The 25071-nt window shown below is 72.5% G+C and carries 19 protein-coding genes; 15 read left to right on the forward strand and 4 right to left on the reverse strand.

Translation table 11 applies throughout. From position 1 onward, the window contains the following. The first annotated feature begins 11 nt into the window (after nucleotides 1-11). Entirely contained in the window at nucleotides 12-383 is a 372-nt protein-coding gene (locus OO63_RS01675) for an STAS domain-containing protein (RefSeq protein ID WP_051810430.1), read from the forward strand. 65 nt (nucleotides 384-448) lie between these two features. Here the strand turns inward: OO63_RS01675 and OO63_RS01680 are convergent, their stop codons facing one another. Beyond that, nucleotides 449-844 (reverse strand): DUF5997 family protein, encoded by a 396-nt coding sequence (locus OO63_RS01680; RefSeq protein WP_030361728.1) that lies wholly within the window; start codon nucleotides 842-844, stop codon nucleotides 449-451. Nucleotides 845-902: 58 nt separating this feature from the next. On the opposite strand from OO63_RS01680, the gene OO63_RS01685 reads away from it, so the two are divergent. Both OO63_RS01685 and OO63_RS01690 read left to right on the forward strand, forming a co-directional pair. Beyond that, nucleotides 903-1754 carry a LysR substrate-binding domain-containing protein gene (locus OO63_RS01685; RefSeq protein ID WP_030361727.1) on the forward strand — a complete coding sequence of 284 codons (852 nt, stop codon included), beginning with the start codon at nucleotides 903-905 and terminating at the stop codon, nucleotides 1752-1754. Between the two features lie 181 nt (nucleotides 1755-1935). After that, nucleotides 1936-3345 carry a M20/M25/M40 family metallo-hydrolase gene (locus OO63_RS01690; protein ID WP_030361726.1) on the forward strand — a complete coding sequence of 470 codons (1410 nt, stop codon included), beginning with the start codon at nucleotides 1936-1938 and terminating at the stop codon, nucleotides 3343-3345. On the opposite strand, the gene OO63_RS01695 is transcribed toward OO63_RS01690, so the two are convergent. Next, nucleotides 3243-4187, reverse strand: a complete 945-nt coding sequence (locus tag OO63_RS01695; protein WP_063750343.1) for a helix-turn-helix transcriptional regulator — start codon at nucleotides 4185-4187, stop codon at nucleotides 3243-3245. The two genes, OO63_RS01690 and OO63_RS01695, sit on opposite strands and share 103 nt — an antisense overlap. 315 nt (nucleotides 4188-4502) lie before the next feature. On the opposite strand from OO63_RS01695, the gene OO63_RS01700 reads away from it, so the two are divergent. Next, nucleotides 4503-5291 (forward strand): SDR family oxidoreductase, encoded by a 789-nt coding sequence (locus tag OO63_RS01700; RefSeq protein ID WP_030361724.1) that lies wholly within the window; start codon nucleotides 4503-4505, stop codon nucleotides 5289-5291. 61 nt (nucleotides 5292-5352) lie between these two features. On the opposite strand, the gene OO63_RS01705 is transcribed toward OO63_RS01700, so the two are convergent. Beyond that, the gene (locus OO63_RS01705; protein ID WP_169786591.1) at nucleotides 5353-6609 is read right to left on the reverse strand and encodes an MFS transporter; all 1257 of its coding nucleotides are present in this window, start codon (nucleotides 6607-6609) and stop codon (nucleotides 5353-5355) included. Between the two features lie 455 nt (nucleotides 6610-7064). On the opposite strand from OO63_RS01705, the gene OO63_RS01710 reads away from it, so the two are divergent. The 11 genes from OO63_RS01710 (at nucleotide 7065) to OO63_RS01760 (ending at nucleotide 24365) form a co-directional block, all read left to right on the forward strand. Beyond that, the gene (locus OO63_RS01710; RefSeq protein ID WP_267885487.1) at nucleotides 7065-8396 is read left to right on the forward strand and encodes a condensation domain-containing protein; all 1332 of its coding nucleotides are present in this window, start codon (nucleotides 7065-7067) and stop codon (nucleotides 8394-8396) included. A 262-nt stretch (nucleotides 8397-8658) separates the two neighbouring features. Next, the gene (locus OO63_RS01715) at nucleotides 8659-9612 is read left to right on the forward strand and encodes a fatty acid desaturase family protein (RefSeq protein ID WP_051810431.1); all 954 of its coding nucleotides are present in this window, start codon (nucleotides 8659-8661) and stop codon (nucleotides 9610-9612) included. Nucleotides 9613-9655: 43 nt separating this feature from the next. After that, entirely contained in the window at nucleotides 9656-10312 is a 657-nt protein-coding gene (locus tag OO63_RS01720) for a GNAT family N-acetyltransferase (RefSeq protein ID WP_030361721.1), read from the forward strand. Then, nucleotides 10284-12038, forward strand: coding sequence for an aspartate aminotransferase family protein (locus OO63_RS41955; protein WP_051810432.1), 1755 nt, complete (start codon nucleotides 10284-10286; stop codon nucleotides 12036-12038). Before OO63_RS01720 ends, OO63_RS41955 begins: the two co-directional genes overlap by 29 nt. Nucleotides 12039-12040: 2 nt before the next feature. Continuing rightward, a complete protein-coding gene (locus OO63_RS01730) occupies nucleotides 12041-13537 on the forward strand; it encodes an AMP-binding protein (protein WP_030361719.1) in 1497 nt (498 codons plus the stop codon). Beyond that, entirely contained in the window at nucleotides 13537-14586 is a 1050-nt protein-coding gene (locus OO63_RS01735) for an amidohydrolase family protein (protein WP_051810433.1), read from the forward strand. Before OO63_RS01730 ends, OO63_RS01735 begins: the two co-directional genes overlap by 1 nt. Further along, nucleotides 14583-14831 (forward strand): hypothetical protein, encoded by a 249-nt coding sequence (locus OO63_RS01740; protein WP_030361717.1) that lies wholly within the window; start codon nucleotides 14583-14585, stop codon nucleotides 14829-14831. The genes OO63_RS01735 and OO63_RS01740 overlap by 4 nt, the downstream gene beginning before the upstream one ends. Further along, complete coding sequence (locus OO63_RS01745; protein WP_051810434.1) at nucleotides 14828-15766, forward strand: amidohydrolase family protein; 939 nt, start codon at nucleotides 14828-14830, stop codon at nucleotides 15764-15766. The genes OO63_RS01740 and OO63_RS01745 overlap by 4 nt, the downstream gene beginning before the upstream one ends. A 175-nt stretch (nucleotides 15767-15941) precedes the next feature. After that, nucleotides 15942-22382 (forward strand): non-ribosomal peptide synthetase, encoded by a 6441-nt coding sequence (locus OO63_RS46240; protein WP_051810435.1) that lies wholly within the window; start codon nucleotides 15942-15944, stop codon nucleotides 22380-22382. After that, on the forward strand, nucleotides 22379-23398 hold the full coding sequence (locus tag OO63_RS01755; protein ID WP_234311355.1) for a thiamine pyrophosphate-dependent dehydrogenase E1 component subunit alpha: 1020 nt from the start codon (nucleotides 22379-22381) through the stop codon (nucleotides 23396-23398). The genes OO63_RS46240 and OO63_RS01755 overlap by 4 nt, the downstream gene beginning before the upstream one ends. Then, on the forward strand, nucleotides 23391-24365 hold the full coding sequence (locus tag OO63_RS01760; protein ID WP_030361713.1) for an alpha-ketoacid dehydrogenase subunit beta: 975 nt from the start codon (nucleotides 23391-23393) through the stop codon (nucleotides 24363-24365). The genes OO63_RS01755 and OO63_RS01760 overlap by 8 nt, the downstream gene beginning before the upstream one ends. Nucleotides 24366-24423: 58 nt before the next feature. Here OO63_RS01760 and OO63_RS01765 read toward each other — a convergent pair whose 3' ends face one another. Beyond that, nucleotides 24424-25008 (reverse strand): TetR/AcrR family transcriptional regulator, encoded by a 585-nt coding sequence (locus OO63_RS01765; protein WP_030361712.1) that lies wholly within the window; start codon nucleotides 25006-25008, stop codon nucleotides 24424-24426. Nucleotides 25009-25071 lie beyond the last annotated feature (63 nt).

The raw sequence follows: 25071 nt of genomic DNA on the forward strand, positions 1-25071 counted from the left end.
GAGGGGGAACGATGCTCAAGGACCACGCCGAGTTCGGCCTCCGCGCCGAGGTCCGGCAGGAGCGGCTGGTCGTCGTGTTCTGGGGTGAGCTGGACATCCTCGCGGACGAGGTTCTCGCCGCCCCGCTCACGCGACTGGCACGGGAGAACCGCCGTGACCTGGTCCTTGACCTGCGGGCGGTGTCGTTCCTCGACTGCGGGGGGCTGACGCTGCTGTGCCGCGCTCGGGACGGGGCACAGCGGCGTCAGGCGGGGGTCGTCCTTGTCGTCGACAACCCGTTCTTCCGCAAGATCCTTCGGCTGGCCGGACTCGCCGACACGTTCGAGATCACCGGGGATCTGGAGAGCGCGCTCACCGCGGGCGCGGAAGGTTCACCGGTGTGACGCCGGGCCTGGTTCCCACGGCCCGGCCCCGGGCTCTTGGCCCGCGGACCGGCTGAGCTCGCGGCTCAGCCCTGGCCCTTCTCGCCGTTCTCGCGCTGCTTCTCCTTCAGACGCGCCGCTTCCTTGCGGACGTCGGCCTGCGTGCCGCGCTCCCGGCGCAGCCAGTCGGGGTTCTCCGTCTTGAGGGCGTCGATCTGCTCCGTGGTGAGCGCTTCGGTGACGCCGCCGCGGGCGAGGCCCGAGATGGAGACGCCGAGCTTCGCCGCGACCACCGGACGCGGGTGCGGGCCGGTGCGGCGGAGGTCCTGCAGCCACTGGGGCGGGTCGGCCTGCAGTGCGTTGAGCTCGGCCCGCGAGATCACGCCCTCCTGGAACTCGGCGGGGGTGGCCTCGAGGTACACACCCAGCTTCTTCGCCGCGGTCGCGGGCTTCATCGTCTGGGTGCTCTGGTGCGACGTCATGGTCACCAGGGTATCGAGCGCCTGAGCGACCTCTGACCACGCCGGGTAGCCTGGCGGGGTGACAGGCTCGGAAGTAACCCCTTCGTTCCGGCTCGCCTATGTCCCGGGGGTGACACCCACAAAGTGGGTGCGTGTCTGGAACGAGCGGCTGCCCGACGTCCCCTTGACCCTCGTGCCCGTGGCGCCCGCCGACGCCGACGCGACGCTGCGGGACGGCACCGCCGACGCCGGCCTGGTGCGGCTGCCCGTCGACCGGACGGTCCTCAGCGCCATCCCCCTCTACACGGAGACGACCGTGGTCGTCGTCCCCAAGGACCACGTCGTGACGGCCGCCGACGAGGTGGGCACCGAGGACCTGGCCGACGAGATCGTGCTGCACCCCGAGGACGACACCCTCGACTGGCAGGGCCTGCCCGGCCGCCCCGCGCTGGAGCGCCCCGCCACCACGGCCGACGCGATCGAACTGGTCGCGGCGGGCATCGGCGTGCTCCTCGTACCGCAGTCGCTCGCCCGCCTGCACCACCGCAAGGACCTCACCTACCGGCCGGTCACCGACGCGCCCCAGTCCAGCGTCGTCCTGTCGTGGCCGGAGGACGCCACCACCGACCTGGTGGAGGAGTTCATCGGCATCATCCGCGGCAGGACCGTCAACAGCACCCGTGGCCGCCGGGCCCCGGCCGCGCAGGCGAAGGCCCAGAGCGCGGAGAAGGACGGCGCGCGCCGCAAGAGCGGGACGGGCAGGGCCGGGGGCAAGCAGGGATCCGGTACGTCGACGGCGGGCAAGGGCGCGGCGCGCAAGGCGTCGGCGGGCAAGCCCACCGGGGGCAAGGCCACCGCGGGCAAAAACCCGCGGCGCGGCACCGGCGGCTCCCAGGGCGCGAAGCGCGGGAAGCCCCGCCGCCGCTCGTAGCGGTCGCCCGCGGGGCTGCGTGGCCGTCCGGCCCCGGACCGCCCACGGAGCCGTACCCAACCCGCGTACGCGCCCTGACCGCACCCCCGTACGCGCCATAGTCGCCCCGGACCGCCCCACCCGTCCCCGTCCGTCCCCACGCCCCCTTGCGGCCCTTTGTGGTGTCCATGACTATGGCCGCATGGCGGAGCAGAGCGGCACGTCCCGGCGCAGTGTTCTCGCGGTGGCCGCGGCCGCCACCACGGCCGGCGCCGTCGGCCTTCAGGCGGGCCCCGCGGCGGCGCGCGACGGCGACGGACGGAGCCGTACCGCGCAGGAGCCGTCGCGTGAACTCAGGGCGCTGCTGCGGGAGATCGACCACCGCCGCATCGAGGCGACCGTGCGGCGGCTCGCCGCGTTCGGCACCCGGCACACGCTCTCCGCGCAGGACGACCCCGAGCGCGGCATCGGCGCGGCACGGGACTGGATCCTCGCCGAGATGCGGCGCCACGCGGGTGCGGCGGGCGGCCGGATGCGCGTGGAGCTCCAGTCGTACGTCCAGGAGCCGGGCCCGCGCATCCCGGAGCCGACGCGCATCACCAACGTCGTGGCCACGCTGCGCGGTTCGGCGTCACCGGACCGGCTGTACGTCGTGTCGGGGCACTACGACTCGCGGGCGAGCGACGTCATGGACTTCACCAGCGACGCGCCCGGCGCCGACGACGACGCCTCCGGGGTCGCGGTGGTGATGGAGCTGGCGCGGGTCATGGCGCGCCGGAGGCTCGGCGCGACCGTCGTGTTCGCGGCCGTCGCGGGCGAGGAGCAGGGCCTGTTCGGCGCGGCGCACATGGCGGAGCAGTACAAGCTCCGGAAGGCCGACGTGCAGGGGATGTTCACCAACGACATCGTCGGCAGCCCCACCGCCGACGACGGCACCCGCGACCCGCGCACGATCCGCCTCTTCGCGGAGGGTGTGCCCTCGTCCGAGACCCCCGAGGAGGCCGCGGTGCGGCGCTCGGTGGGCGGCGAGAACGACTCGCCCTCGCGCCAACTCGCCCGCTTCGTACGCGACGTCGCCGACAACGACGCGACCGGCATGAAGGTCCGCGTCGTCTACCGCCGCGACCGCTATCTGCGCGGCGGCGACCACATCCCCTTCCTCGAACGCGCCTACCCCGCGGTCCGGTTCACCGAGCCCGCCGAGGACTACGCCCACCAGCACCAGGACGTCCGCGTGGAGGACGGCAAGCAGTACGGGGACCTGCCGGAGTTCTGCGACTTCCCCTACATCGCGCGCGTCGCCCGCGTGAACGCCGCCGCCCTGTGGAGCCTCGCCCAGGCCCCCGGCACCCCGCGCGGCGCGAAGATCCTCACCGCCGCGCTCACCAACGACACCGAACTCGTGTGGGAGCGGGGCCCGGAGAAGGACCTCGCGAGGTACGAGGTCGTCTGGCGCGAGACGACCGCGTCCGACTGGACCCATGTGATCGACGTCGGCGACGCCACCCGTCACACGGTCGACCTGTCCAAGGACAACGTCTTCTTCGGCGTCCGCGCGGTCGGCCGCTCCGGCCTGCGCAGCCCCGTGGCGTTCCCCTCGCCGCAGCGCTGATCCCTGCCGCGCGCGGAGAGCAGGGCGAGCGCGGCGCGGGACGGTGTGCCCTCGTCGGCCGCGTACGTGACCAGCGCCTGGTCGGGCGCGTCGGGTAGGCGCAGCGTCTCGCGGCGCAGGGTCAGCTCACCGGCCGCCGGGTGGCGCAGCCGCTCCACGCCGTGGGAGTGCTCGCGCACCAGCTGCTCGGCCCACAGCGCGCTGAACTCGTCGCTGCGCACGGAGAGTTCGCCGAGCAGGTCGCAGAGGCGGTCGTCGCACGGGTGGCGGCCCAGGTCCATGCGCAGCGCGGCGACGGTGTCGCGGGCGGTCTCCTGCCACGCCTCCTGGTCCGGGTAGCGGCTCCGCACGCCCGGGTCGAGGAAGTGCAGCCACGCCACGTTGCGCTGCTCGGCGGGCAGCGCGTCGAAGTCGGTGAACAGCGCGCGGGCCGGGCCGTTCGAGCCGAGGATGTCCAGGCGCCGGCCGACGACGTACGCGGGCACGCCGTCGAGTGCGCCGAGCAGCACCTTGACGCCCGCCCTGACCGGCTGCGGGGCGGGCGGTGTGGACGCGGGGTGGCGCAGGGCGCGGGTGAGGTGGCCCAGGTGCGCGCGCTCGGCGTCGTCGAGCCGCAGGGCCCGGGCGACCGCGTCGAGGACAGCGTCGGAGACGTTGTGGGTCCTGCCCTGTTCGAGCCGTACGTAGTAGTCGACGCTGACCCCGGCGAGCTCCGCCAACTCCTCGCGGCGCAGGCCCGGCACCCGCCGCCGTCCGCCGAACGGCCGCGCCCCGGCGTCCTCCGGCCGCAGCCGGGCGCGGCGGGAGCGGAGGAAGGCGGCGAGTTCGGTGCGGAAGTCCATGGATCAATTGTCCGGCACGGGGTTGCTCCGCCCGGAGCCAGGGTTCCCCGCCCCGGGGCGCCGCCGGACGGGACAGGGCAAGGCACGGGAGAGCAGGGCAAGGCACGGGAGCGCAGGGCAGGGGAGAGCAGGGCAACGCACGGGAGGGCACGGCAGGGGAGGGCCGGTACCGCACCGCGAAGGTGGTTCTGCCAGACCCAGGGTCGAGCCGGGCCCTGGGTAGGCAGCTGGATCTCCCGCAGGGTTGTTCCCGAGGCCGTACCCCGCGGCCACCGCGGCAACGCGGTCCACCCCCGCACACGCCGGGAGACCACCATGACCCTCACCACCGCCCAGGCCACGTCCCTCGCCCGCCCCCTCACCGGCCGGGTGGCCGTCGTGACCGGTGCCTCCAGCGGCATCGGCGAGGCCACCGCGCAGGTGCTCGCCGCCCAGGGCGCGCGGGTCGCCCTGCTGGCGCGGCGCGGCGAGCGGCTCGCCGCACATGTGGCACGGATCGAGGAGGCGGGCGGCAGCGCGCTAGCCCTCCCGACGGATGTGACCGACCCGGCGTCCCTGGCGGCGGCCGCCGCCGACGTCCGCTCCCGGCTCGGCCGCGTCGACCTCCTCGTCAACAACGCGGGCCTCGCCCTGCCCGACCAGCTCGACGGGTCCACGGGGAACTGGCAGCGCATGATCGACGTGAACGTCACCGGGGCCTTCGCCGTCGTCGAGACGTTCGTCCCCGACCTGCTCGCCGCCGCCGCCGAACGGGGCCACGCCGACCTCGTCAACATCTCCTCCGCCGCCGCCCAGAGCGTCCTGCCGGGCTTCGCCGGATACGCCGCCGGCAAGGCCGCGTTCAGCCACCTCTCCCGCAATCTGCGCGCCCGCCTGAACCCCGCCGATGTACGCGTCACGAACATCGAACCCGGCACCGTCGACACCGAACTCCGCGACCACATCGACGACCCCGCGATCAGCGCCGCCGTCCAGGACGCCGTCGGGTCCATCGAGGGCATCCCCTCCGGGACCGACGTCGCCGAGCTCATCGCCTTCGCCGTCGGCCGCCCCCGCCACGTGAACCTGCCGCACCTGTCCGTGTTGCCGACGCGCGAGGTCTAGGGCCTGTCCGACGGGTTGGCGCGGGGCCCGGACCTCGCCGGGTCGGGCCCCGCGCGCCGGATCAGCGCTCGGAGTAGACGTCCTCGTCGGCCGGGGCCGTGCGCGGGGCGTCCGACCACGCCTTCGTGCGGCCCACGGACAGGAACTGTTCCTCCAGGAGCAGGACCAGGGCGGCCACCGTCATCAGGCCGCCCACCAGGAACGTGCCGCGCACGCCGATGACCGGCAGGAGCAGGCCGCCGGCCAGGGCGCCCGCGGCCACGCCGGTGTTGAACGCGGCGCCGTTCGCCGCGATGGCGGTCTCCGTGCGGCCGGGCGCGAAGTGCATGACCTGGCTCTGGGTGGCCATGAAGACCGGCCCGAGGGAGGCGCCGAGGAGCACCATCATGATCACGGCGACGGTCTTCGAGCCGCCCGCCGCGTACAGGCCGAGGAGCCCCACCGCCTGCGTGGTCACCGGGATGGTGAGCGTGGCGCGGGGGAAGCGGTCCAGGAGGCGGCCGTAGACCGTGACGGACACGATGCCGGTCACACCGAGGACGAGCAGCAGTGTGCTGACCCTGGACTCGGTGAACCCGCTCTCGTCCACGAGGAACTTCGAGATGTACGTGTAGCCCGCGAAGACGCCCGTGACCGTCAGGCCGGTCACGGCGAGGACGACGGCGAAGCGGCGGGTGTCGGGGGCGACGCCGCGCACCGCGTGGCTCTCCTCCGGGGGCGTGGACGGCAGGGCCGTCAGGATGAGGACGAGCGGCGGGATGGCGAGCGCGCCGACCACCAGGAACGGCACCTGCCAACTGGTGTGCTGGCCGAGCCAGGTGCCGCCGGGCACCCCGAGGACGAGGGCCGCCGAACCGCCCACCGACAGCGCGCCGATGACCCGGCCGCGCACGTGCGGCGGGAAGAGCCCGACCGCGACCGGCCCCATCACCGCCCAGAACAGTGCCTGCGCCACCGCCGTCACCAACCGGCAGACCAGCAGCACCCAGTACGAGGAGACCACCGCCGCGACCACGCTCGCCAGGAAGAGCCCGGCGAGCAGGAGGCACAGCACCAGACGGCGCGGCACGGACCGGGTGAGCTGGGCGATCGGCACGGAGACGACGGCGACGGTCAGGCCGTACCCCGACACCAGGAGTCCGACGGCGGCCAGGGAGACGTCCATGTCCTCCGACATCAGCTTCAGGACGCCGATGGGCAGGTTCTCGGTCGTGTTGAAGGCGAACGCGCCCAGCATGAGCGCGGCCACCACGGCCACGCCGCGTCGGTTCCCGGCCCAGCCGGTGCCGGGTGGGGTAGCTGTTCGGTCCGTCGCCATCCATCCTCCACGTTCACGGTGCGTACACGAGCGTTCGAAACTGCCGGTTCTTGCTTCAACGGGCTGTAGGCAAAGGGAGTTTCCGGGGGGCGCCCCGATGATCGTGGAGGCAGCCGCAGTCCTGCGTAAACCCTGGTCGTCAAGGTGTGGCTCATATGCGTCGAGTTGGCCGAGTCCAATAGTCGTCGCTTTGCGTGATTACGGCTTCGGTAACAGAGCCGGTGGCCATTGCATTCAGTGACATTGGCACATGCCCCCTGATTGGGTATGGACGTTCGATCAAGTGACGGGTAGGCTACCGTTCGTTGTCCTGGGCCCCCACCGATCCCCCCACCACTTCCCGGACTTCGAAACTGTTCCCCACCAATGGGTACGCGCGACCGATACATGGTGTCCGTGACGTCTGTGCGATGTGGCGTCGATTTAAGCAAGTGTCCTCTTGAGGAGGGTGAACGTTGCTTAATCGCGAGAGAACAGAACGACCGCTCCTTGCTCCGCAGTTGCGCACATGGATGGCTCAAGCGGAAGATCTTGCCAACCCTGTCTACTGTATTTGCGACTATCTCGACATTCGCGGGCGCATTGCTCCGGAACTGATGGTGCTGGCACATGAACAGGTCGAGCGCGAGGCCGATGCATTGCGTCTCGTGATTGTCCCGACAGGCGGCGAAGAAGGCGGATATCACCAATTCCTGAGAGCCGATCCCGCCCCGCTCGACGTCATCGACGTGAGCACCGGGTCCGACCCGGAGGCGGCGGCCAGGGAATGGATGGAGAAGGACGCCCAAAGGCCCGTCGACCCACAGCTGCTGTGCCGCGCGGCGCTCCTGAAAATCGCCGACGACCACTTTGTCCTGTACCGACGCGTGCATCACGCGGTCGTCGACGGATACAGCCTCGCGCTCATCTTCAATCGCACCGCCGCGGTCTACACGGCACTCGCGGGCGGGCTTCCCGCCGACGAGGGAGCGTTCCCCGCGTTCACGCGCCTCACGGACGCCGAGGCCGGCTACCGCGAGAGCAAGAGCTTCGCCCGCGACCGCGCCCACTGGCTGGACAGGACGGCCGACCGCCCCGCCCCGGTCAGCCTCTCCGGTCGCAGCGGCCCGCTCGCCGTCGGCCGCCGCCGCACCGCCGAACTCACCCCGGACCGGGTCGGCCGCCTCGAAGCCGCCGCCGACCGACTCGGCGTGACCTGGTCGGACCTCGCCGTCAGCACCATCACCGCGTACCTGGCCCTCGCCACCGGCGCCCGTGAACTCCAGCTCGGACTGCCCACCGGCGGACGCCTGAGCCCCCAGGTGCGCAACGTTCCCGGCATGACGATGAACATCCTGCCGCTGCGCCTCGACGCCGACGCGGCCCTGCCCCTGCGCGAGTTCGCCCGGCGCGTGTCGCGGGAGGTGCGGCAGGTCCTGCTGCACTCCCGCTACCCCACCGCGGAGATCTCCCGGGAAGCCGTCGCACGGGGCGGCGGGGCACGGCTGTGGGGGCCGATGGTCAACGTCATGAAATTCGACTACAGACTGGATTTCGCGGGAGCCACCGCGTCGATGCGCACCATGTCGATTCCCCTCACGATCGACATGACCGTGTACTTCTTCCAGACCGCGGCCGACGGAACGACGGAAGTCATTCTCGACGTCCACCCCGAACTCTTCAGCCCGCGGGAAACGGACACGCACATGGACGGAATCCTGGCCCTGCTCGACGCGATCGAGAAGGCCGATCCGCATACCCCCGTGCGCGACCTGACCAACGCACCGGTGCCCGAGGTGGCCGGCTGACCGCCGCACCCTGAACGGAGCGGCACCCCCAGCGGCATCCACCGAGCGGCATTCGGCCCGTCCAGATGCCGTCGCGATGCCGCGCCGTACCACGCCCGGAAACACGGGCGGACCCCTACGGGCAGCGCATGTCCAGCACGCCCCGTTATCGAACTGGCCCCGTCCGGTCGCCGCACGACGGTCAGTCGCGCCGTCATGCCGGAAACCGCGCGCGGGGACGCACAGCCACCGGGAAAGCTACTGGGAAATCGAGGGAACAACGATGGATCTGACAGCGGGTGACGCCGTCGACCCGGCCACGCGGAATCCCCAGGAGGCCACCGAACTCAGAGCATCCCTGAAACACCTGCGCACCGAACCCCGAGGCTGGGTGTTCTCCCTCAAATTCGCCCTCTGCGTGGCGCTGACCGTCCTCGGCGTGGTGATCGTGCTGCAGCCGGTCCTGTGGTGCCGCGTCGTCGGAGTCGTCCTCATCGGCTGCATGCTCGCGCACGCCGCGGAACTCCAGCACGAGACGCTGCACAATCTCGCGTACCGAAGTCGAAAAGCGAACACCGTCACCGGAATCATCCTCGGACTTCCGATGCTGATCTCGTTCGCCGCGTACAAGGCGGCGCACATGCGCCACCATCGCGATCTCGGCACACCGGAGAACCGTGAGTTCTTCGACTACGGCGATCAGTACGGGTCCAAGGAACGCTCCAGGTTCGGCACGTTCGTCGACTGGACCGTGCGTTTCACGATGGTCCACCACTACGCGCTGTTCGTGGTGAATCTCGGGCGGTCCCTGCTTGGCCGGGAATTCGAGGGCGAGAGCGTCCGCGTATCACGCAGGATACGCCGGGACCACTTCCTTGCCCTCGGCGCGCTCCTGGCCTTCACAGGCCTTTCCCTGGCGCTGGGTTCGGCGGTCGTGCTGTGGGTATGGCTGATCCCGCTGGTGCTGGTGGCGGGGCCCGTGCACGCCTTCATCGAACTGCCCGAGCACTTCGGCTGCGAGGTCCTGAACCGCGATCCGTTCGCCAATACGAGGACGATCCGCTCCAATCGCGTCCTGACGTGGTTCACGAACGGCAACAATTACCACGTCGAGCACCATCTGATGCCGAATCTCCCGCTGGAGCGACTTCCCGACCTGCACGGCGAGGTGAAGGACCGCATTCGCTATTTCAACCGCGGCTATATCGAGTACTTCGGAAAGCTGCTCCGCAAGTGAGCCACCGGGCGAGCCAACGCAACACGGGTGAGAGGAGCAGTGGATGAACGTGACCTTCAAAGTGGCGCGCACCGAGGCCGACATGGCCGACGTGCTGCGACTCCGGGACGCCGTCTACGTCGGGGACCAGGGCCGACTCGCCGACGCGGCCGACACCGCCGCGACCTTCGACCGGTTCGACGCCCACGCCGAATACATCCTGGGATACGTCGAGGGCCAGGCCGCGGGCACCGTCAAGGTCGTGCCGGACTCCGCCGCCGGACTGCCGTGCGACGACACCGTGGACATCTCGGCGCTGCGCGTCGGCAACAGGCTCGTGGAATTCGGGCACTTGATGACGCTGCCGTCGATGCGCCACCGCGAGATCGGCATGGCGCTCATGCGCGAAGCCGTGATCCACAGCGCCAGGAAACACGACATGACGCACATCCTCGGCGACTTCTTCGTGGACGACTCCGAAGGGCTGCGGGGCTTCTACAAGGAAATCGGCTTCTTCGCCCTGCACGAACCCTATGAGGACACCCGGTTCAAGGGCGCCCCGCTCAGCCTCGTCGCGGCGCTCGACGTCACCGAGGCGGTCAGCAGGGCACGCACACCGGAAGGCCGGAAGAGCCGACTGCTCCAGTACTTCTTCGGCGACTACGACAGCTATGTGAGCGAGGAGGTGACGGATGCGGACACGGCGCCAGCGGCTGGCTGAGACCAAAGCCGCCCACAACCACCCGGCCTACGCGAAAATGGCGTTCGTCATGGGCTGCGGAGTCCAGGGCAAAGGGACGGGAAGCCGCGTTCTGGACGACGACGGGGGAACGCCCTATCTCGCCCTCTTCGACCAGTACGGCAACCAGTCCTTCGGCTACTCCCACCCGCGCATCGTCGCCGCCGTGCGCGACCAGCTCGACACCGGCGTCCTGAACAGCACGAAGATCATGTTCGAGGAGGTGCAGATCCGGCTCTCCGAGCGCCTCGCGGAGGCCACCGGACAGCTCCTGCCCTACTCGTACCTGGCCAACGGCGGCGGCGAGACCATCGACAACGCCCTCAAGCTGGCCCGCGCCGCGACCGGCCGCCCCGGCGTCATCAGCGCCCGCGGCTGCTTCCACGGCAAGACCTTCGCCACGCTCAGCGCCTCCGACCGCCCCGAACACCGGGAGCTGCTCGGCCCGTTCATGCCGCACTTCCGCCAGGTCGGCTTCGGTGACCTGGACGAGCTCGCCGCGGCGCTCGACGACACCGTCGCCGCCGTCCTCCTGGAGCCCGTCCAGGCCGAGGCCGGAGTGATCGTGCCGCCGCCCGGATACCTCCAGGAGGTGCGCAGGCTCTGCACACAGGCCGGGGCGCTGCTCGTCCTGGACGAGATGCAGACGGCGTTCGGCCGCTGCGGCACGTTCTTCGCGTACGAGCAGTTCGGCGTCACCCCCGACCTGGTGTGCGTGGGCAAGGCGTTCGGCGGCGGCCTGCTTCCGCTGTCGGCCGTGCTCGGCACCAAGGAGGTGTGGGAGGTCCTGCGGGTCCTGCCCTCGACCTTCGGGTCCAGCCTGGGTGGCAATCCGCTGTCGTGCCGCGTCGGCCTGGAGTCCATCGCCATCGCCTCCGAGGAGGCGTTCCTGACCGGCGTCAAGGAACGCGCCCGCACCATCGACGAACGCCTGAACGCCGCCGCCGAGCGCCATCCCGGCATCGTCACCGAACACCGCGGCCTCGGCATGATGCACGGCCTGGAGTTCACCGACGGCGCGACGGCGGGACTCGTCCTCGGCCGGCTCCTCGAAGAGGGCGTGACGTCCACGTACTCCCTCTACCACCCGAACGTCCTGCGGGTGCAGCCGCCCATGGTGATCTCCGAGGACGACCTCGACCACGGCCTGTCCGTGCTCGAAGGGATCCTGGCGGAGGCCGACGCCCACCGGAGCGGCACCGCGGCCGGCGGCCCCCAGGCGGCCGAACTCTCCCCGGTGACACGGACCGTACGGCTGCCGCACCCGCCCGGGCGCGTCCTGGACCTCCTGCACGCCCGCCCCCGCGTGCTCGACCCGTTCGCCGCCGACACCGGCCGCAGGGCGGGCGAGGGCCCTGTCGCGGAGTTCGCCGGGCGGCTCGGGGACGACGCCGTGGTCTGGGCGGACCACACCCGACTCCGCGCCGACGGCGTGCTGCTCCGCGCCGAGCCGGACTGGCTGTGGCACACCCTCGAACGCCGGGTGACCGTCACGGACGACGACGGCGGCAGCCGAGTCGACGTCCACGTGGCCTGGGACACCGACAGCGGAGCGTACGAGGACATGCTGGGCGGCCGGATCGGCTTCCTGGCGGGCACGAGGCTGGACGAGCTGATCACCGCGCTGACAACGGAACTCGACGCACAGGCGCACGCACCCGGCGAGGCGCAACCGACCACCCCAGGAAGGAAGTCGGCCGACACGTGAGCATGAACCTCGCGGGCCTCTTGGACCGCTCCACCCACCACACCACCGCCCGCGTCGTCGACATCGACATCGCCGGCAAGCGGCGCGAGCTGACCCAGAGCGAGCTGACCGCGCTCGCCCGCACCCGGGCCGACCAGCTCACGGCGGCCGGCGTGCGCCCCGGCCACGTGATCGGCATCCGCGCGGGCAACAGCATCGACTGGCTCGCCTGGGACCTGGCCGCCCTCGCCACCGGCGCGCGGCTCAAGGCGTTCGGCGACACCACCGAGATCGACGACCCGCGCGCGTTTATCGCCGAGCACCGCCTCGCCCTGCTCATCGCGGACGAGCCCGTGCCCGCCGACACGCCTGCCGTCGTCCGCCCCGGCGGCGCCCCCGCGCCGGGCTCGGCGGCCCCCGACGCCGTGGTCATCGACGTCGACGACATCCACAGCCTGGTCTACTCCTCGGGCACCTCCGGGCGGCTCAAGGGCGTGGAGATCAGCGCCAAGGGCACCGAGTACGTCATCAACCGCTTCATCGACGCCTTCGGCATGACCGGGCGCGACCGGCACCTGATCTTCCTTCCGCTGGCCAACAACCAGCAGCGCCTTTCGGTCTACCTCTGCCTGTGGCTGGGCGCCGACCTCGTGCTCGCGCCCTACCAGCGGGTCTTCCAGGCCGTCCGCAAGGAGGGCCCGACCTTTCTGATCGGGCCGCCGGTCTTCTACGACACCGCGCTCCAGCTGTACACGAAGTCCGGCGGCGACGCCTCGCTCGGCGACTTCCTGGGCGGCCGCATCCGCTTCATGATCACCGGCATGGCGCCGATCCGGCGCGAGACCCTGGACGGGTACTGGAGCCGCGACGTGCCGCTCCTGGAGGCCTACGGCCTGACCGAGACCGGCATGGTCGCCTGGAACACCCCCGACCGCCACCGCGTCGGCACCGTCGGGCAGTTGATGGACCCGGAGTCCGTGACGTTCCTCGACGACGGCGAGGTGATCATCACCCGGGACGCGCCGCTCGGGCGCGGCTACTTCGACACCGACGGCGACCCGTCCGCCGAGGGCATCTTCCGGGCCGACGGCTCCATCCTCACCGGCGACTACGGCCGCCTGGACGAGGACGGGTTCCTCACCCTGATCGGGCGCAAGAAGGACGTCATCGTGCTCGGCAGCGGGCGCAAGGTGCACCCCGCCGAGATCGAGTCGGCCTTCGCGGACGTCGAGGGCGTGGCCGAGATCGTCGTCGTACCGACACCGCAGTCCAACCGGCTCGGCGCCCTGCTCACCCTGTCGGACCCCGCCGACACCGGGCTGCGCGCCCGCATCCAGAAGCGGATCGAAGAGGTCAACGCGGGTCTCGACGCCCACGAGCGGGTGATGTCCCTGGTCTTCTCGGACACGCCGCTGCGGGCCGACCCGACCTTCATGACGGCCAACATGAAGCTCAGCCGGGCGCGCGCGGCCGAGCACTTCGCCGAACGCCTCGCGGGCGGCGCCGGAGCGGGGGCCTGATGGCGCCGCCGACCGCGGACGGCCCCGGGCCGGGCCCCGGCGGCCCCGCCGGGCACCGGATCGTCGACGCGCAGGTCCAGCTCGGCAGCCAACTCGCCATCCCGCGGGCGTTCCTGGAGTACCAGGCGGCCAACGCGCACCACCGCATGACCGCGTACGGCCACAGCGTGCGGCCCGAGCGGATGCTGGACCGGGTCCTCTCGGTGCACCAGGACGACGACGCGGACCGGCTCGTCGCCGAGCTGGACGAGGCCGGCGTCGACGAGGCCTTCCTCGTGGTCCCCGACTACTCGCACGTGGCCCGGTGCGCCCTGAACCAGGCCGAGCTCGCCGGTCATCTGGACCGGGTGAACCGGCGTCATCCGGGGCGGTTCCGGGTCTTCTGGGGCGTCGACCCGCGCGGCGGCAAGGACGGCGTCGACCTGTTCGAGCGGTGCGTCGGCGACTACGGCTTCGCCGGGCTCAAGCTGTACCCGCTGTGCGGCTACTCGCCGAGCGACCGCCGTCTGTACCCGTACTTCGAGCTGTGCGAGGAGCGCGGCCTGCCCGTGCTCAGCCACACGGGTCCCGGCTGGGGCCAGCTCGACTTCGAGTACGGGATGCCGCTGCTGGTCGACGAGGCCGCACGGGACTTCCCCCGGGTGAACTTCATCCTGGGGCACGGTGGGGTCACGCACGTCGACGAGTCGACCTATCTGTGCGCCCACCGGCCCAATGTGCACCTGGACATCAGCCAGTTCCACTCCGTCCTCGCGGCGGACGGGTGGCAGGCCCATCTGAACCGGCTGTTCCGCCTCGGCATCAGCCACAAGATCCTCTTCGGCACCTGCTGGCCGTCGTACCGGCTCTCCGAGTCGCTGCCCGGCCTGGTCGCCGCCTTCGCCAAGGGGCAGCCCGCGGTGGCGGGGATCAAGGAGGCCGACCGAAGAATGATCATGGGCGGAAACAGCCTGCGCCTGGTCGGGGCCGCACGGACCGAAAGCAAGGCCGCCCTCGGCGGCGAAAGCACCACGACGGACACCAACACGGACCGAGGAGGCCGGGCATGAGCGCGGACACGGCGGAGCTGGAGAAACTGCTGGTCGAGTGGGTGGAGCGGTGGATCGAGGGGGAGTCCGACATGGCGATCGGCGCCAGGACCAACCTCAGCCACACCGGTCTGCTCGACTCCATGGCCATCGTCGGCCTCATCTCGTACCTGGAGGAACAGGCGGACACCGAGTTCGACTTCGCCACCTACGACCCGATGAAGGGCGTCAGCATCCAGGGCCTCATCAAGCACTGCGTCGGATGACCGGGGTCTTCGACGGCCACTGCCACGTGGCGTCGAGCCGCTTCATCCCGCGGGCCTTCGTCGAGGACGTGGCGAGCAACGTCCAGTGCAGGCTCGGCTCGATGGGCGTCGCCCCGAGACCGGGGCGCGTCGCCGACGGGCTCGCCGCGCAGCACGAGGACCACCTCGCCGACGGGCTCGTCGCGGAGATGGACGCAGCCGGGGTCGAGCGCGCCGTGCTGCTCGTGCCCGACTTCGGCCTGCGGATGGCGGGGACGGCCGAGCCCGAGGAGGCGGCGCGGCTGCACCACGAGATCCGGCTGCGCCACCCGGGCCGCTTCTGGGTCTACATCGGCGTGGACCCCCGGCGCGGGCCCGCGGGCGTGGCCGCCTTCGAGGCCATGGTCGACGCCTACGGCCTCGACGGGGTGAAGCTGTACCCGCCGTGCGGCTACTCGCCGTCGGACCCGGGCCTGTACCCGTACTACGAGATCTGCGCGGCCCGGGCCCTGCCGGTGTTCGTGCACACCGGGCCCACCGCCCGCAGCCTCGACTACGGACCGGCGCACCCGATGCGGATCGACCGGGCGGCCAGGGACTTCCCGACCGTCCCGTTCGTCCTCGGCCACGGCGGCCTCACCCACGTCGAGACCTGCGCCTACCTCGCGGCGTACCGGCCCAACGTGTACGTGGACACCGGCGGGTTCGCGAGCGGCCCGAGCCTGCCGCACTGGCCCGGGCACCTCAACGAGTTGTTCCGGCTCGGCGTCAACCACAAGATCATCTTCGGCACGGACTGGCCGCTCGGTCGTCTGAACGGCGGTCTGAAGGGGCTGATCAGCGAGGTCGTCGACGGCCCGACCGTGTTCGCCGGGGTGTCGAGGACGGACCGGAACCTGCTGCTGCGCGAGAACCTGCTGCGCGTCCTGGCGCCGGGGAGCCGTCCGGCGGGCTGAGGCGCCGGGGCATCGGCGGACGGGCCGGGTGCGGGCCGGACGGCCCCGGCGAGCGGGCCGGATGCGGACCCGACGGCACCGGCGAGCGGGCGGGGCCCGCGGCACACACACGGCACGAGCACGGTCACGAACGGCACAACGCGACAGCGTCGGCGAGCGACCAAGGGGCTTGGCAATGGCAATTACCGGATCGGACAGTGCGTACACCGGCGCGGACCGTGCCCTCACCGGATCGGACCGCGCCCTCGCCGAGGCGGACCGCGGCCCCACCGACCACCGCGGCACGCGCCCAGGACCACCCCCGGGCGCCCCCGCGCCGGGCCAGGCCGCCGCCCTCACGGACCTGTTCGAGGCGCGGGTGATCCGCCACCCCGACCGCGTCGCCCTCACCCTGGGCGACGACCACCTCGACTACGCCACCCTCAACGCCCGCGCCAACCGCCTCGCGCACGCCCTGCTGGCCCGCGGCGCAGGACCCGAACGCCTCGTCGCGCTCGCCCTGCCGCGCTCGGTGGACGCCGTCGTCGCGATCCTCGCCGTCCTGAAGTCGGGCGCCGGCTATCTCCCGCTCGACCTGGACCACCCGCCGGATCGCGTCGAGGGGACCCTGGCCGACGCCCGCCCCGTGCTGCTCCTCAGCCAGGACCCGATGGACGTCCGCGCCGAGATCCCCCGGCTCGTGCTCTCGGCCCGCGGCACCGTCGAGGAACTCGCCGTACGGCCCGACACCGACCCCACCGAAAGCGACCGCCTCGGGCCCGTCACACCCGCGACCACCGCGTACGTGATCTACACCTCCGGGTCCACCGGGCGCCCCAAAGGCGTGGTCGTCTCGCACGACAACGTCGTGCGCCTGTTCACCGAGACGGCCGCCGACTTCCGGTTCGACGAGCACGACGTGTGGAGCCTGTTCCACTCCTACGCCTTCGACGTGTCGGTGTGGGAGATCTGGGGCGCCCTGCTGCACGGCGGCCGCCTCGTGGTCGTGCCGTACGAGACGAGCCGGGCGCCGGAGCGCTTCCGCGCGCTGCTCGCCGCCGAGCGCGTCACCGTCCTCAGCCAGACGCCCTCCGCCTTCCACCCGCTGATGGAGGCCGACCGCGAGGGCGCCGCGCACGGCGGCGAACTCGCCCTGCGCCTGGTGGTGTTCGCGGGCGAGGCCCTCGACTTCGGCAAGCTGGCGCCCTGGTACGCCCGCCACCGGGACGACGCCCCCGTGCTCGTGAACATGTACGGCATCACCGAGACGACCGTCCACACCACCCTCACGCGGCTCACCGCCGCCGACGCCGCCCCGCACGCCCCGAGCCGCGTCGGCGCCGGCATCCGGGACCTGTCCCTGTACGTCCTCGACGAGACCCTGCGGCCGTGCGCGCCGGGCGTGGCGGGGGAGTTGTACGTCGCCGGGCCCGGCGTCACCCGCGGCTATCTGGGCCGTCCGGGCCTGACGGCGGGGCGCTTCCTCGCCGACCCGTTCGGCCCGCCCGGCGGCCGGATGTACCGCAGCGGGGACGTGGTGCGGAGCGACGAGCACGGCGTCCTTGAGTTCGTCGGCCGCGCCGACCAGCAGATCAAGATCAGGGGCTTCCGGATCGAACCCGGCGAGATCGAGGCCGCACTCGGCGCGCACCCCGCCGCCCGGCAGGCCGCCGTCGTCGCCCGCGAGGACCGACCGGGCGACCGGCGCCTGGTCGCCTACGTCGTACCGGAGTTCCGCCAGGAGCCCGACGCGGCCACGGCCGACGGCACCGCGGCCCGGCAAGTGGGCGACTGGGAGAAAGTGTTCGACGCCCAGTACGCCGGGGCCGGGGTCGGGGCCGGAGCCGCGCGTCCCGCGCTCGGCGAGAACTTCGCCAGCTGGTTCGACAGCTACACCGACCGACGGCCCATCGCGCCGGACCACATGCGCGAGTGGCGCGACACCACCGTCCGCCGCATCCGGGAACTGCGCCCGCGCCGCGTCCTGGAGATCGGCGTCGGCACCGGCCTGCTCCTCTCCCGGCTCGCACCGGACTGCGCGGAGTACGTCGGCACGGACGTGTCGGCGCGCGCGATCGACGAGCTGACCCGCGAGGTCGCCGCCCGCCCCGGGCTCGCCGGCCGGGTACGGCTGCGGCACCAGGCCGCGCACGACTTCAGCGGCCTGCCCCGCGGCCACTTCGACACCGTCGTCATCAACTCCGTGCTCCAGTACTTCCCCAGCGCGGGCTACCTCCTCGACGTCCTCGCCAAGGCCCTGGAGCACACCGCCCCCGGCGGCGCCGTCTTCGTCGGTGACGTCCGCGACCTGCGGGCCCTGCGCTCCTTCGGCACCGCCGTGCAACTGCGCCGTGCCGCCCCCGACGCCGAGCGCGCCGACGTGCGGCACGCCGTCGAGCGGGCCCTGGTGCGCGAGGAGGAACTGCTGCTCGCGCCCGACTTCTTCCACGCCTTCGCGGCCCGCGAGGAATCCGTCGGCGCGGTGGACATCCAGGTGCGCCGCGGCACCCGGCACAACGAGATGACCCGGTACCGCTACGACGTCGTCCTGCACCGGACGCCCGCGGCGACGGCACCCGGCAGCGGGACCCGGCTCGGCTTCGGCGACACCCTCGCCGAAGGTCCGGACGCCGAAGCGATCGGCGCGCACCTGGAACGGCACGCCCCCGAGCGGCTGCGCGTCCTCGGCGTCCCCAACCGCCGCACCGCCCAGGAGACCGCAGCGGCCCGCGCCTTCGACAACGGCGCCGCCGTCGCCGACGCCCACCGCCTCCTCGCCCAGGAGCCCCACGGCGTCGACCCCGAGGAGCTGTACCTGCTCGGGGAGCGCCTTGGCTACCGCGTCGCGGTCACTTTGGCGGCGACGGCGGTGGACGCGGTGGACGCGGTGTTCGTGCGGCGCGGGGACAGCGACGGCGCCGTCCTGGAGGCGTACGAGCCCGACGGCACCCCCGGCGACCCGCTGGCGTACGCCACCAGCCCGGTGGCCGCACGCCGCGGCGGCCAGCTCACCGCCGCCCTGCGCGAGCACCTGCGGGAGCGGCTGCCCGACTACATGCTGCCGTCGGCCCTCGTGCTCCTCGAACGGCTGCCGCTGACCGTCAACGGCAAGCTGGACCGCGCGGCGCTGCCCGCGCCCGTCGTCGAGGCACAGTCGGCGCGGGCCGCGCGCACCGAGCGCGAGGAGGTGCTGTGCGCCCTGTTCGCGGAGATCCTCGGCGTCGAGGGCATCGGCATCGACGACGACTTCTTCGCGCTCGGCGGGCATTCGCTGCTCGCCACCCGCCTGACCGCCCGGGTACGGACCCGCCTCGGCGCCGAACTGACCATCCGCGCCCTCTTCGAGCACCCCACGGTCGCCGGACTCGCCGCGCACCTGGACGCGCTCGGGACACCTGGAACCTCCGACACCGCCGGTGCCCCCGACGCCCGCCCCGTCCTGCGCCCGGCCGAGCGCCCCGACCCGCTCCCGCTGTCCTTCGCCCAGCGCCGCCTGTGGTTCCTGCACCGCCTCGAAGGCATGAGCCGCGCCTACAACGTCCCCTGGACCCTGCGGTTCAGCGGCGACCTGGACATCCCCGCGCTGCGCGCCGCCGTCGCCGACCTCGTCGCCCGGCACGAGTCCCTGCGCACCGTCTTCCCCGAGCACGACGGCGAGCCCCGCCAGCACATCCTGCCGCCGGAGCGCGCCCGGCCGCCCCTGCCGGTGACCCGCACGACCGAGGCGGAGCTGCCGGGCGCCCTGGCCACGGCGAGCGGCCACCACTTCGACCTTGCGGCCGACATCCCCGTGCGCACCCACCTCTTCCAGGTCGGCGCGCGCGAGCACGTGCTGCTGCTCCTGGTGCACCACATCGCCTGCGACGGCTGGTCGTTCGCGCCGCTGACGGAGGATCTGACGGCGGCGTACGAGGCGCGCCGCGTGGCGTCCGCCGAGGGACACGGCCACGACAGTCCGGCCCTCGCCCCCGCCGTCCAGTACGCCGACTACGGCCTCTGGCAGCGCGACCTCCTCGGCGATCCCGACGACCCGGCGAGCCCTCTGGCCCACCAACTCGCCTACTGGCGGCGCCAGCTCGCCGACCTGCCCGAGCAGGTCGACCTGCCCTTCGCGCGCCCGCGCCCCGCCACCCCCGGCTACGGCGGCGAGACGCTCTCCGTCGCCTGGGACGCCGAGTTGCACCGGCGGCTGTCCGCGCTCGCCCAGGAGACCGGGACCAGCCTGTTCATGGTGCTCCAGGCCGGGCTCGCGGCGCTGCTCACCCGGCTCGGCGCCGGGACCGACATCCCCGTCGGCTCACCGATCGCGGGCCGCACCGACCAGAGCCTCGACCGCTCCGTCGGCTTCTTCGTCAACACCCTCGTCATCCGCAACGACACCTCGGGCAACCCCGCCTTCCGTGACCTGCTCCACCGCGTCCGGGACGTGTCCCTGAGCGCGTACGAGCACCAGGACGTGCCCTTCGAGTACCTGGTCGACGACCTCAACCCGCCGCGCGCCATCGGCAGGCACCCGCTGTTCCAGGTGTCCCTGGTGGTGCAGAACGCCCCGGCGCCGCGCCTCGACGTCCCCGGCCTGGAGATCGCCACCGACCTCCTGCACCCGGGCTCGGCCCGCTTCGACCTCCTCCTCAACATCGAGGAACGCTTCACCGAGGACGGCAGCCCCGCGGGTCTGACCGGGTTCTTCGAGTACAGCACCGACCTGTTCGACCCCGGGGGCGTGGACGCCGTCGCGACCCGTCTCGCCCGGCTCCTGCACGCGGCCGCCGACGACCCGCACCTGCCGATCGGCCGCCTCGACCTGCTCAGCGCCAAGGAGCGGCGGCTCCTCCTGGAGGAGTGGAACGACACCGCACGGCCCGTCCCGCCGCTCACGGCGGTCGACCTCTTCGAGCAGCAGGTGACGCGCACCCCGGACGCCCCGGCCGTCGTCTTCGGCGAAGAGCGGCTCACGTACGCGGAGTTGAACACGCGCGCCAACCGGCTCGCGCACCGGCTCATCGCCGAGGGCACCGGGCCCGAGCAGATCGTGGCCCTCGCCCTGCCCCGCTCCGCAGAGCTGATCGTCGCCCTCGTCGCCGTCCTGAAGACCGGCGCCGCCTATCTGCCGGTCGACCCGCGTCACCCCGCCGACCGCATCGCCTTCATGCTCCAGGACGCCGCGCCCGCCTGCGTCGTCACCGCCCCCGACGTGGGCTGCGCGCTTCCCGCGGACGTGCCCCGCGTGCACGTGGACGTGGACACAGACACCGACGTGCCCGCCACGGACCCGCGCGACAGCGACAGGACGGGCCCCCTCACCCCCGCCAACGGCGCCTACGTCCTCTACACGTCCGGGTCCACCGGCCGCCCCAAGGGAGTGCTCGTCCCGCACGCCAACGTCGTGGACCTGGTGCTGTGGGGCCGCGAGGCCCTGGGCACCGAACGTCTCGCCCACGCCCTGGCCGCCACGCCGCTGACCTTCGACGTCTCCGTCTTCGAGATCTTCGGACCGCTGCTCTCCGGCGGCGTCATCGAGGTCGTCGCCGACGTCCTCTCCCTCGGCGAGCGCGCGGGCGGGCGGTGGCACGGCACCCTCGTCTGCGCCGTCCCCTCGGCCCTCGAAGAGCTCCTGAGCCACCACGACGTGGACCTGGGCGCGGACGTGGTGGCCCTCGGCGGCGAGGCCCTGCCCGCGCACACCCTGGCGGAGATCCGGACCGCCGTGCCGGGCGCGCGGATCGTCAACGTCTACGGCCCGACCGAGGCCACCGTCTACACCACCGCGTGGTTCTCCGACGCCGACCCGGCCGACCCGGAGGCACCACCCATCGGCCGCCCCGTCCGCAACACCCGCACCTACGTCCTCGACGCGCACCTCCAGCTCGTACCGACCGGCGTGACAGGCGAGTTGTACGTCGCCGGGGCCGGGCTCGCCCGCGGCTATCTGCACCGGCCCGGGCTCACCGCCGAGCGGTTCGTGCCCGACCCCTTCGGTGGGCCGGGGGAGCGGATGTACCGCACCGGCGACCTCGCCCGGCGCCGCGCCGACGGGAACCTGGAGTACCTGGGGCGCGCCGACCACCAGGTGAAGATCCGCGGCTTCCGGATCGAGCCGGGCGAGGTCGAGTCCGCCCTGGTGGCCCACCCCGGCATCGCGCGGGCCGCGGTCGTCGTGCGCGAGGACCGGCCGGGGGACCGGCGCCTGGTCGCGTACTGCGTGCCGGACGGAGCCGGGCAACGCGTCCCGGAAGGCACCGAGTTGCGGGACCGGCTCGCGCGGACCCTGCCCGAGTACATGGTGCCCTCCGTCTTCGTGCCGGTGCCGCGGCTGCCGCTCAGCCCCAACGGCAAGCTGGACCGGCGTGCCCTGCCCGCCCCGGACGAGGGGGCCGGGCGGCCGGCCGGGCGGGGGCCGCGTACCGCGACCGAGTCGGCGCTGTGCGCGCTGTTCGCCGACGCCCTCGGCGTACCGGACGTCGGCGTCGACGACAACTTCTTCGACCTCGGCGGGCACTCCCTGCTCGCCGTGAAGCTCGTGTCCCGCATCCGCGCCGCGCTGGACACGCCCCTCGGGATCCGCGCGGTCTTCGAGGCACCCACCGTCGCCGCGCTCGCCCTCAGGGTGAGCCACCACGGAGTTGAAGGGAAGTGAGTGACAGCATGCCGAAACCCTCGGCGGACACCGGCGGGTCCCGTCCGGACGCGGTGGCGCTCTACCGCACGATGCGAATGATCCGCCGCTTCGAGGAACGCTGCATCGCGCTGGTGAAGGCGGGCGAGATCGTCGGCGGCATCCACCCCTACATCGGCCAGGAGGCCGTGGCCGCCGGGGTGTGCGCGGCACTGCGCCCCGACGACGTCATCACCAGCACCCACCGGGGCCACGGCCACGTCCTGGCCAAGGGCGCCGACCTGAACCGCATGACGGCCGAGCTGATGGGCCGTACGACGGGCCTGAACAAGGGGCGCGGCGGCTCCATGCACGCCGCTGACGTCGGCCTCGGCATCCTCGGCGCGAACGGCATCGTCGGCGCGGGCGCCCCGATCGCGACGGGTGCCGCGTGGGCGGCGGCGCGCGCGGGCGCCGACCGGGTCGCCGTCAGCTTCTTCGGCGACGGAGCGGTCAGCCAAGGGGTCGTCCTGGAGTCCCTGAACCTGGCGTCGCTGTGGCGGCTCCCGGTCCTGTTCGTGTGCGAGAACAACGGCTACTCCTCGACGGCCACCGTGGCGGACATGGTCGCGGGCACGATCGTGGGGCGCGCCGTCGCCTTCGGGATTCCCGCCGAGACGGTCGACGGCATGGACGCCGAGGCCGTGGCGGCCGTCGCGCGGAAGCACGCCGAGCGGGCCAGGGCGGGCGGGGGACCGGCGTTCCTGGAGTGCGCCACCTATCGGTTCGACGCCCACCACACCTGGGAGCACCGGTCGTTCGTGCGCTACCGCACCCCGGAGCAGGTCGACGAGGGGCGCCGCCGCGACCCCGTGCGGATCCAGGGCGAGCGGATCCCCGATGCCGAGCGCGCCCGCGTCGACGACGAGGTGGAGGCCGCACTCGAAGAGGCGGTGCGGTTCGCGCTCGACAGCCCGAAGCCGGACCCGGCCGACGCACTCGACCATCTGTACGCGACGGGCCTGCGGCCCCGGGCGGGAGTGAGCACCCATGCCTAAGCTCGGCTATCTGACCGCGCTCACCCGTGCCCTGGGTGACGAGCTGGAGCGGGACCCCGGCGTCTGCGTGTTCGGCGAGGACATCCGGGTGGGCGTCGCCAACGTCACCAAGGGCCTTGTGCAGCGCTTCGGCCCGGAGCGGATCGTCGACACCCCGCTGTCGGAGCAGGCGTTCACCAGCTTCGCCACCGGCGCGGCCCTGTCCGGGCACCGTCCCGTCATCGAGTTCCAGATCCCGTCGCTGATGTTCCTGGTCTTCGAGCAGATCGCCAACCAGGCGCACAAGTTCTCGCTCATGACGGGCGGCCAGGTGAAGGTGCCGGTCACCTATCTGGTGCCAGGATCCGGCTCCCGCACCGGCTGGGCGGGCCAGCACTCCGACCAGCCGTACAGCCTGTTCGCGCACGTGGGCCTGAAGACCGTGGTGCCGTCGGGCCCCGCGGACGCCTATGGCCTGATGGTGTCGGCGATCCGTGACGACGATCCGGTCGTGGTGCTCACTCCGGCGGCCTCGTCGATGACCTTCGAGAGCGTGAACCTCGCCGAGCTCGCGCCCCTGCCGCTCGGTGTGGGCCATGTGGTGCGGCCGGGGGCGGACGTCACGGTGGTCGCGGTCGGCCAGTTCGTGGGGCAGGCCGTGGAGGTGGCGGAGGAACTGGCCGACGAGGTGTCGGTGGAGGTGTTCGACCCGCGCACGGTGTACCCGTTCGACTGGCAGGGCCTGGCCGCGTCCGTACGGCGCACGGGCCGCCTCGTCGTCATCGACGACTCCAACCGCTTCTGCGGGCTCGGCGCCGAGGTCGTCGCCGTGGCCGCCGAGGAGATGCGCCTGCTCGCACCGCCGCGCCGGATCACACGGCCCGACGGCGCCGTGCTGCCGTTCGCCCTGGAGCTGGACCGCGCGGCCCAGCCGCACCGCGACCAGCTGGTGACGGCCATTCAGCAGGTGTGCAAGGAGGGGCGCTAGCGGGGGACAGGGAGGCCGACGGCCTGAGGGCGGGCGGGCGCAGGCCGGTGGGGAGCCGCTAGCGTTCCCCGCCCGGTGCGCCCGCCCGCAGGCCGTCCATGACGAGGTCGAGCAGGCGCCCGGCCCGCCGCTGCCACTCCTGGTGCGGGTCGATCTGCCACAGCCCGGCGATGGCGAGCAGGAAGTCGTCGGGGGTGACGCCCGAACGGATCGTGCCCGCTTCCTCGTTGGCGTCGAGCAGGAGCGTGATGGCCGCCGTCAGCGGGCCGTGCGCCACGCTGATCAGGGTGCCGTGGCTGGTGGTCGCCACCCGCATCGCGTCGGCGAGGCCCACCTTGGTCATCGCGTACCGGGCGAGGTGGTCCATCCACTCCCGCAGCGCGCACTCCGGCGTCCTGGTCTCCAGGAGGCGGGCCGCCGCGTCGGCCACCTGCCGTACCTCGTTCCGGTAGACCTCCAGGACGAGTGCCTCGCGGCTCGGGAAATGGCGGTAGAACGTCCCCTGTCCGACGCCGGCCTTCTTGGCGATCGCGCTCAGCGGGGCGTCGCCGGACCGCGTCAGCTCCTCGAGCGCGACGGCCAGAATGCGCTCGCGGTTGCGCTGCGCGTCCGAGCGCAGGGGTGTCTCGCGCTTCTCCCGCACTCGTCGTCCTCCAGTCGGTCGGGGGCGCGCGTCCCGCGCCGGGCAAGGAACGGCCTTGCTAAG

This window comes from Streptomyces alboflavus (genome assembly GCF_000716675.1).
In the GTDB taxonomy this organism is placed as follows: Bacteria; Actinomycetota; Actinomycetes; order Streptomycetales; family Streptomycetaceae; genus Streptomyces; species Streptomyces alboflavus.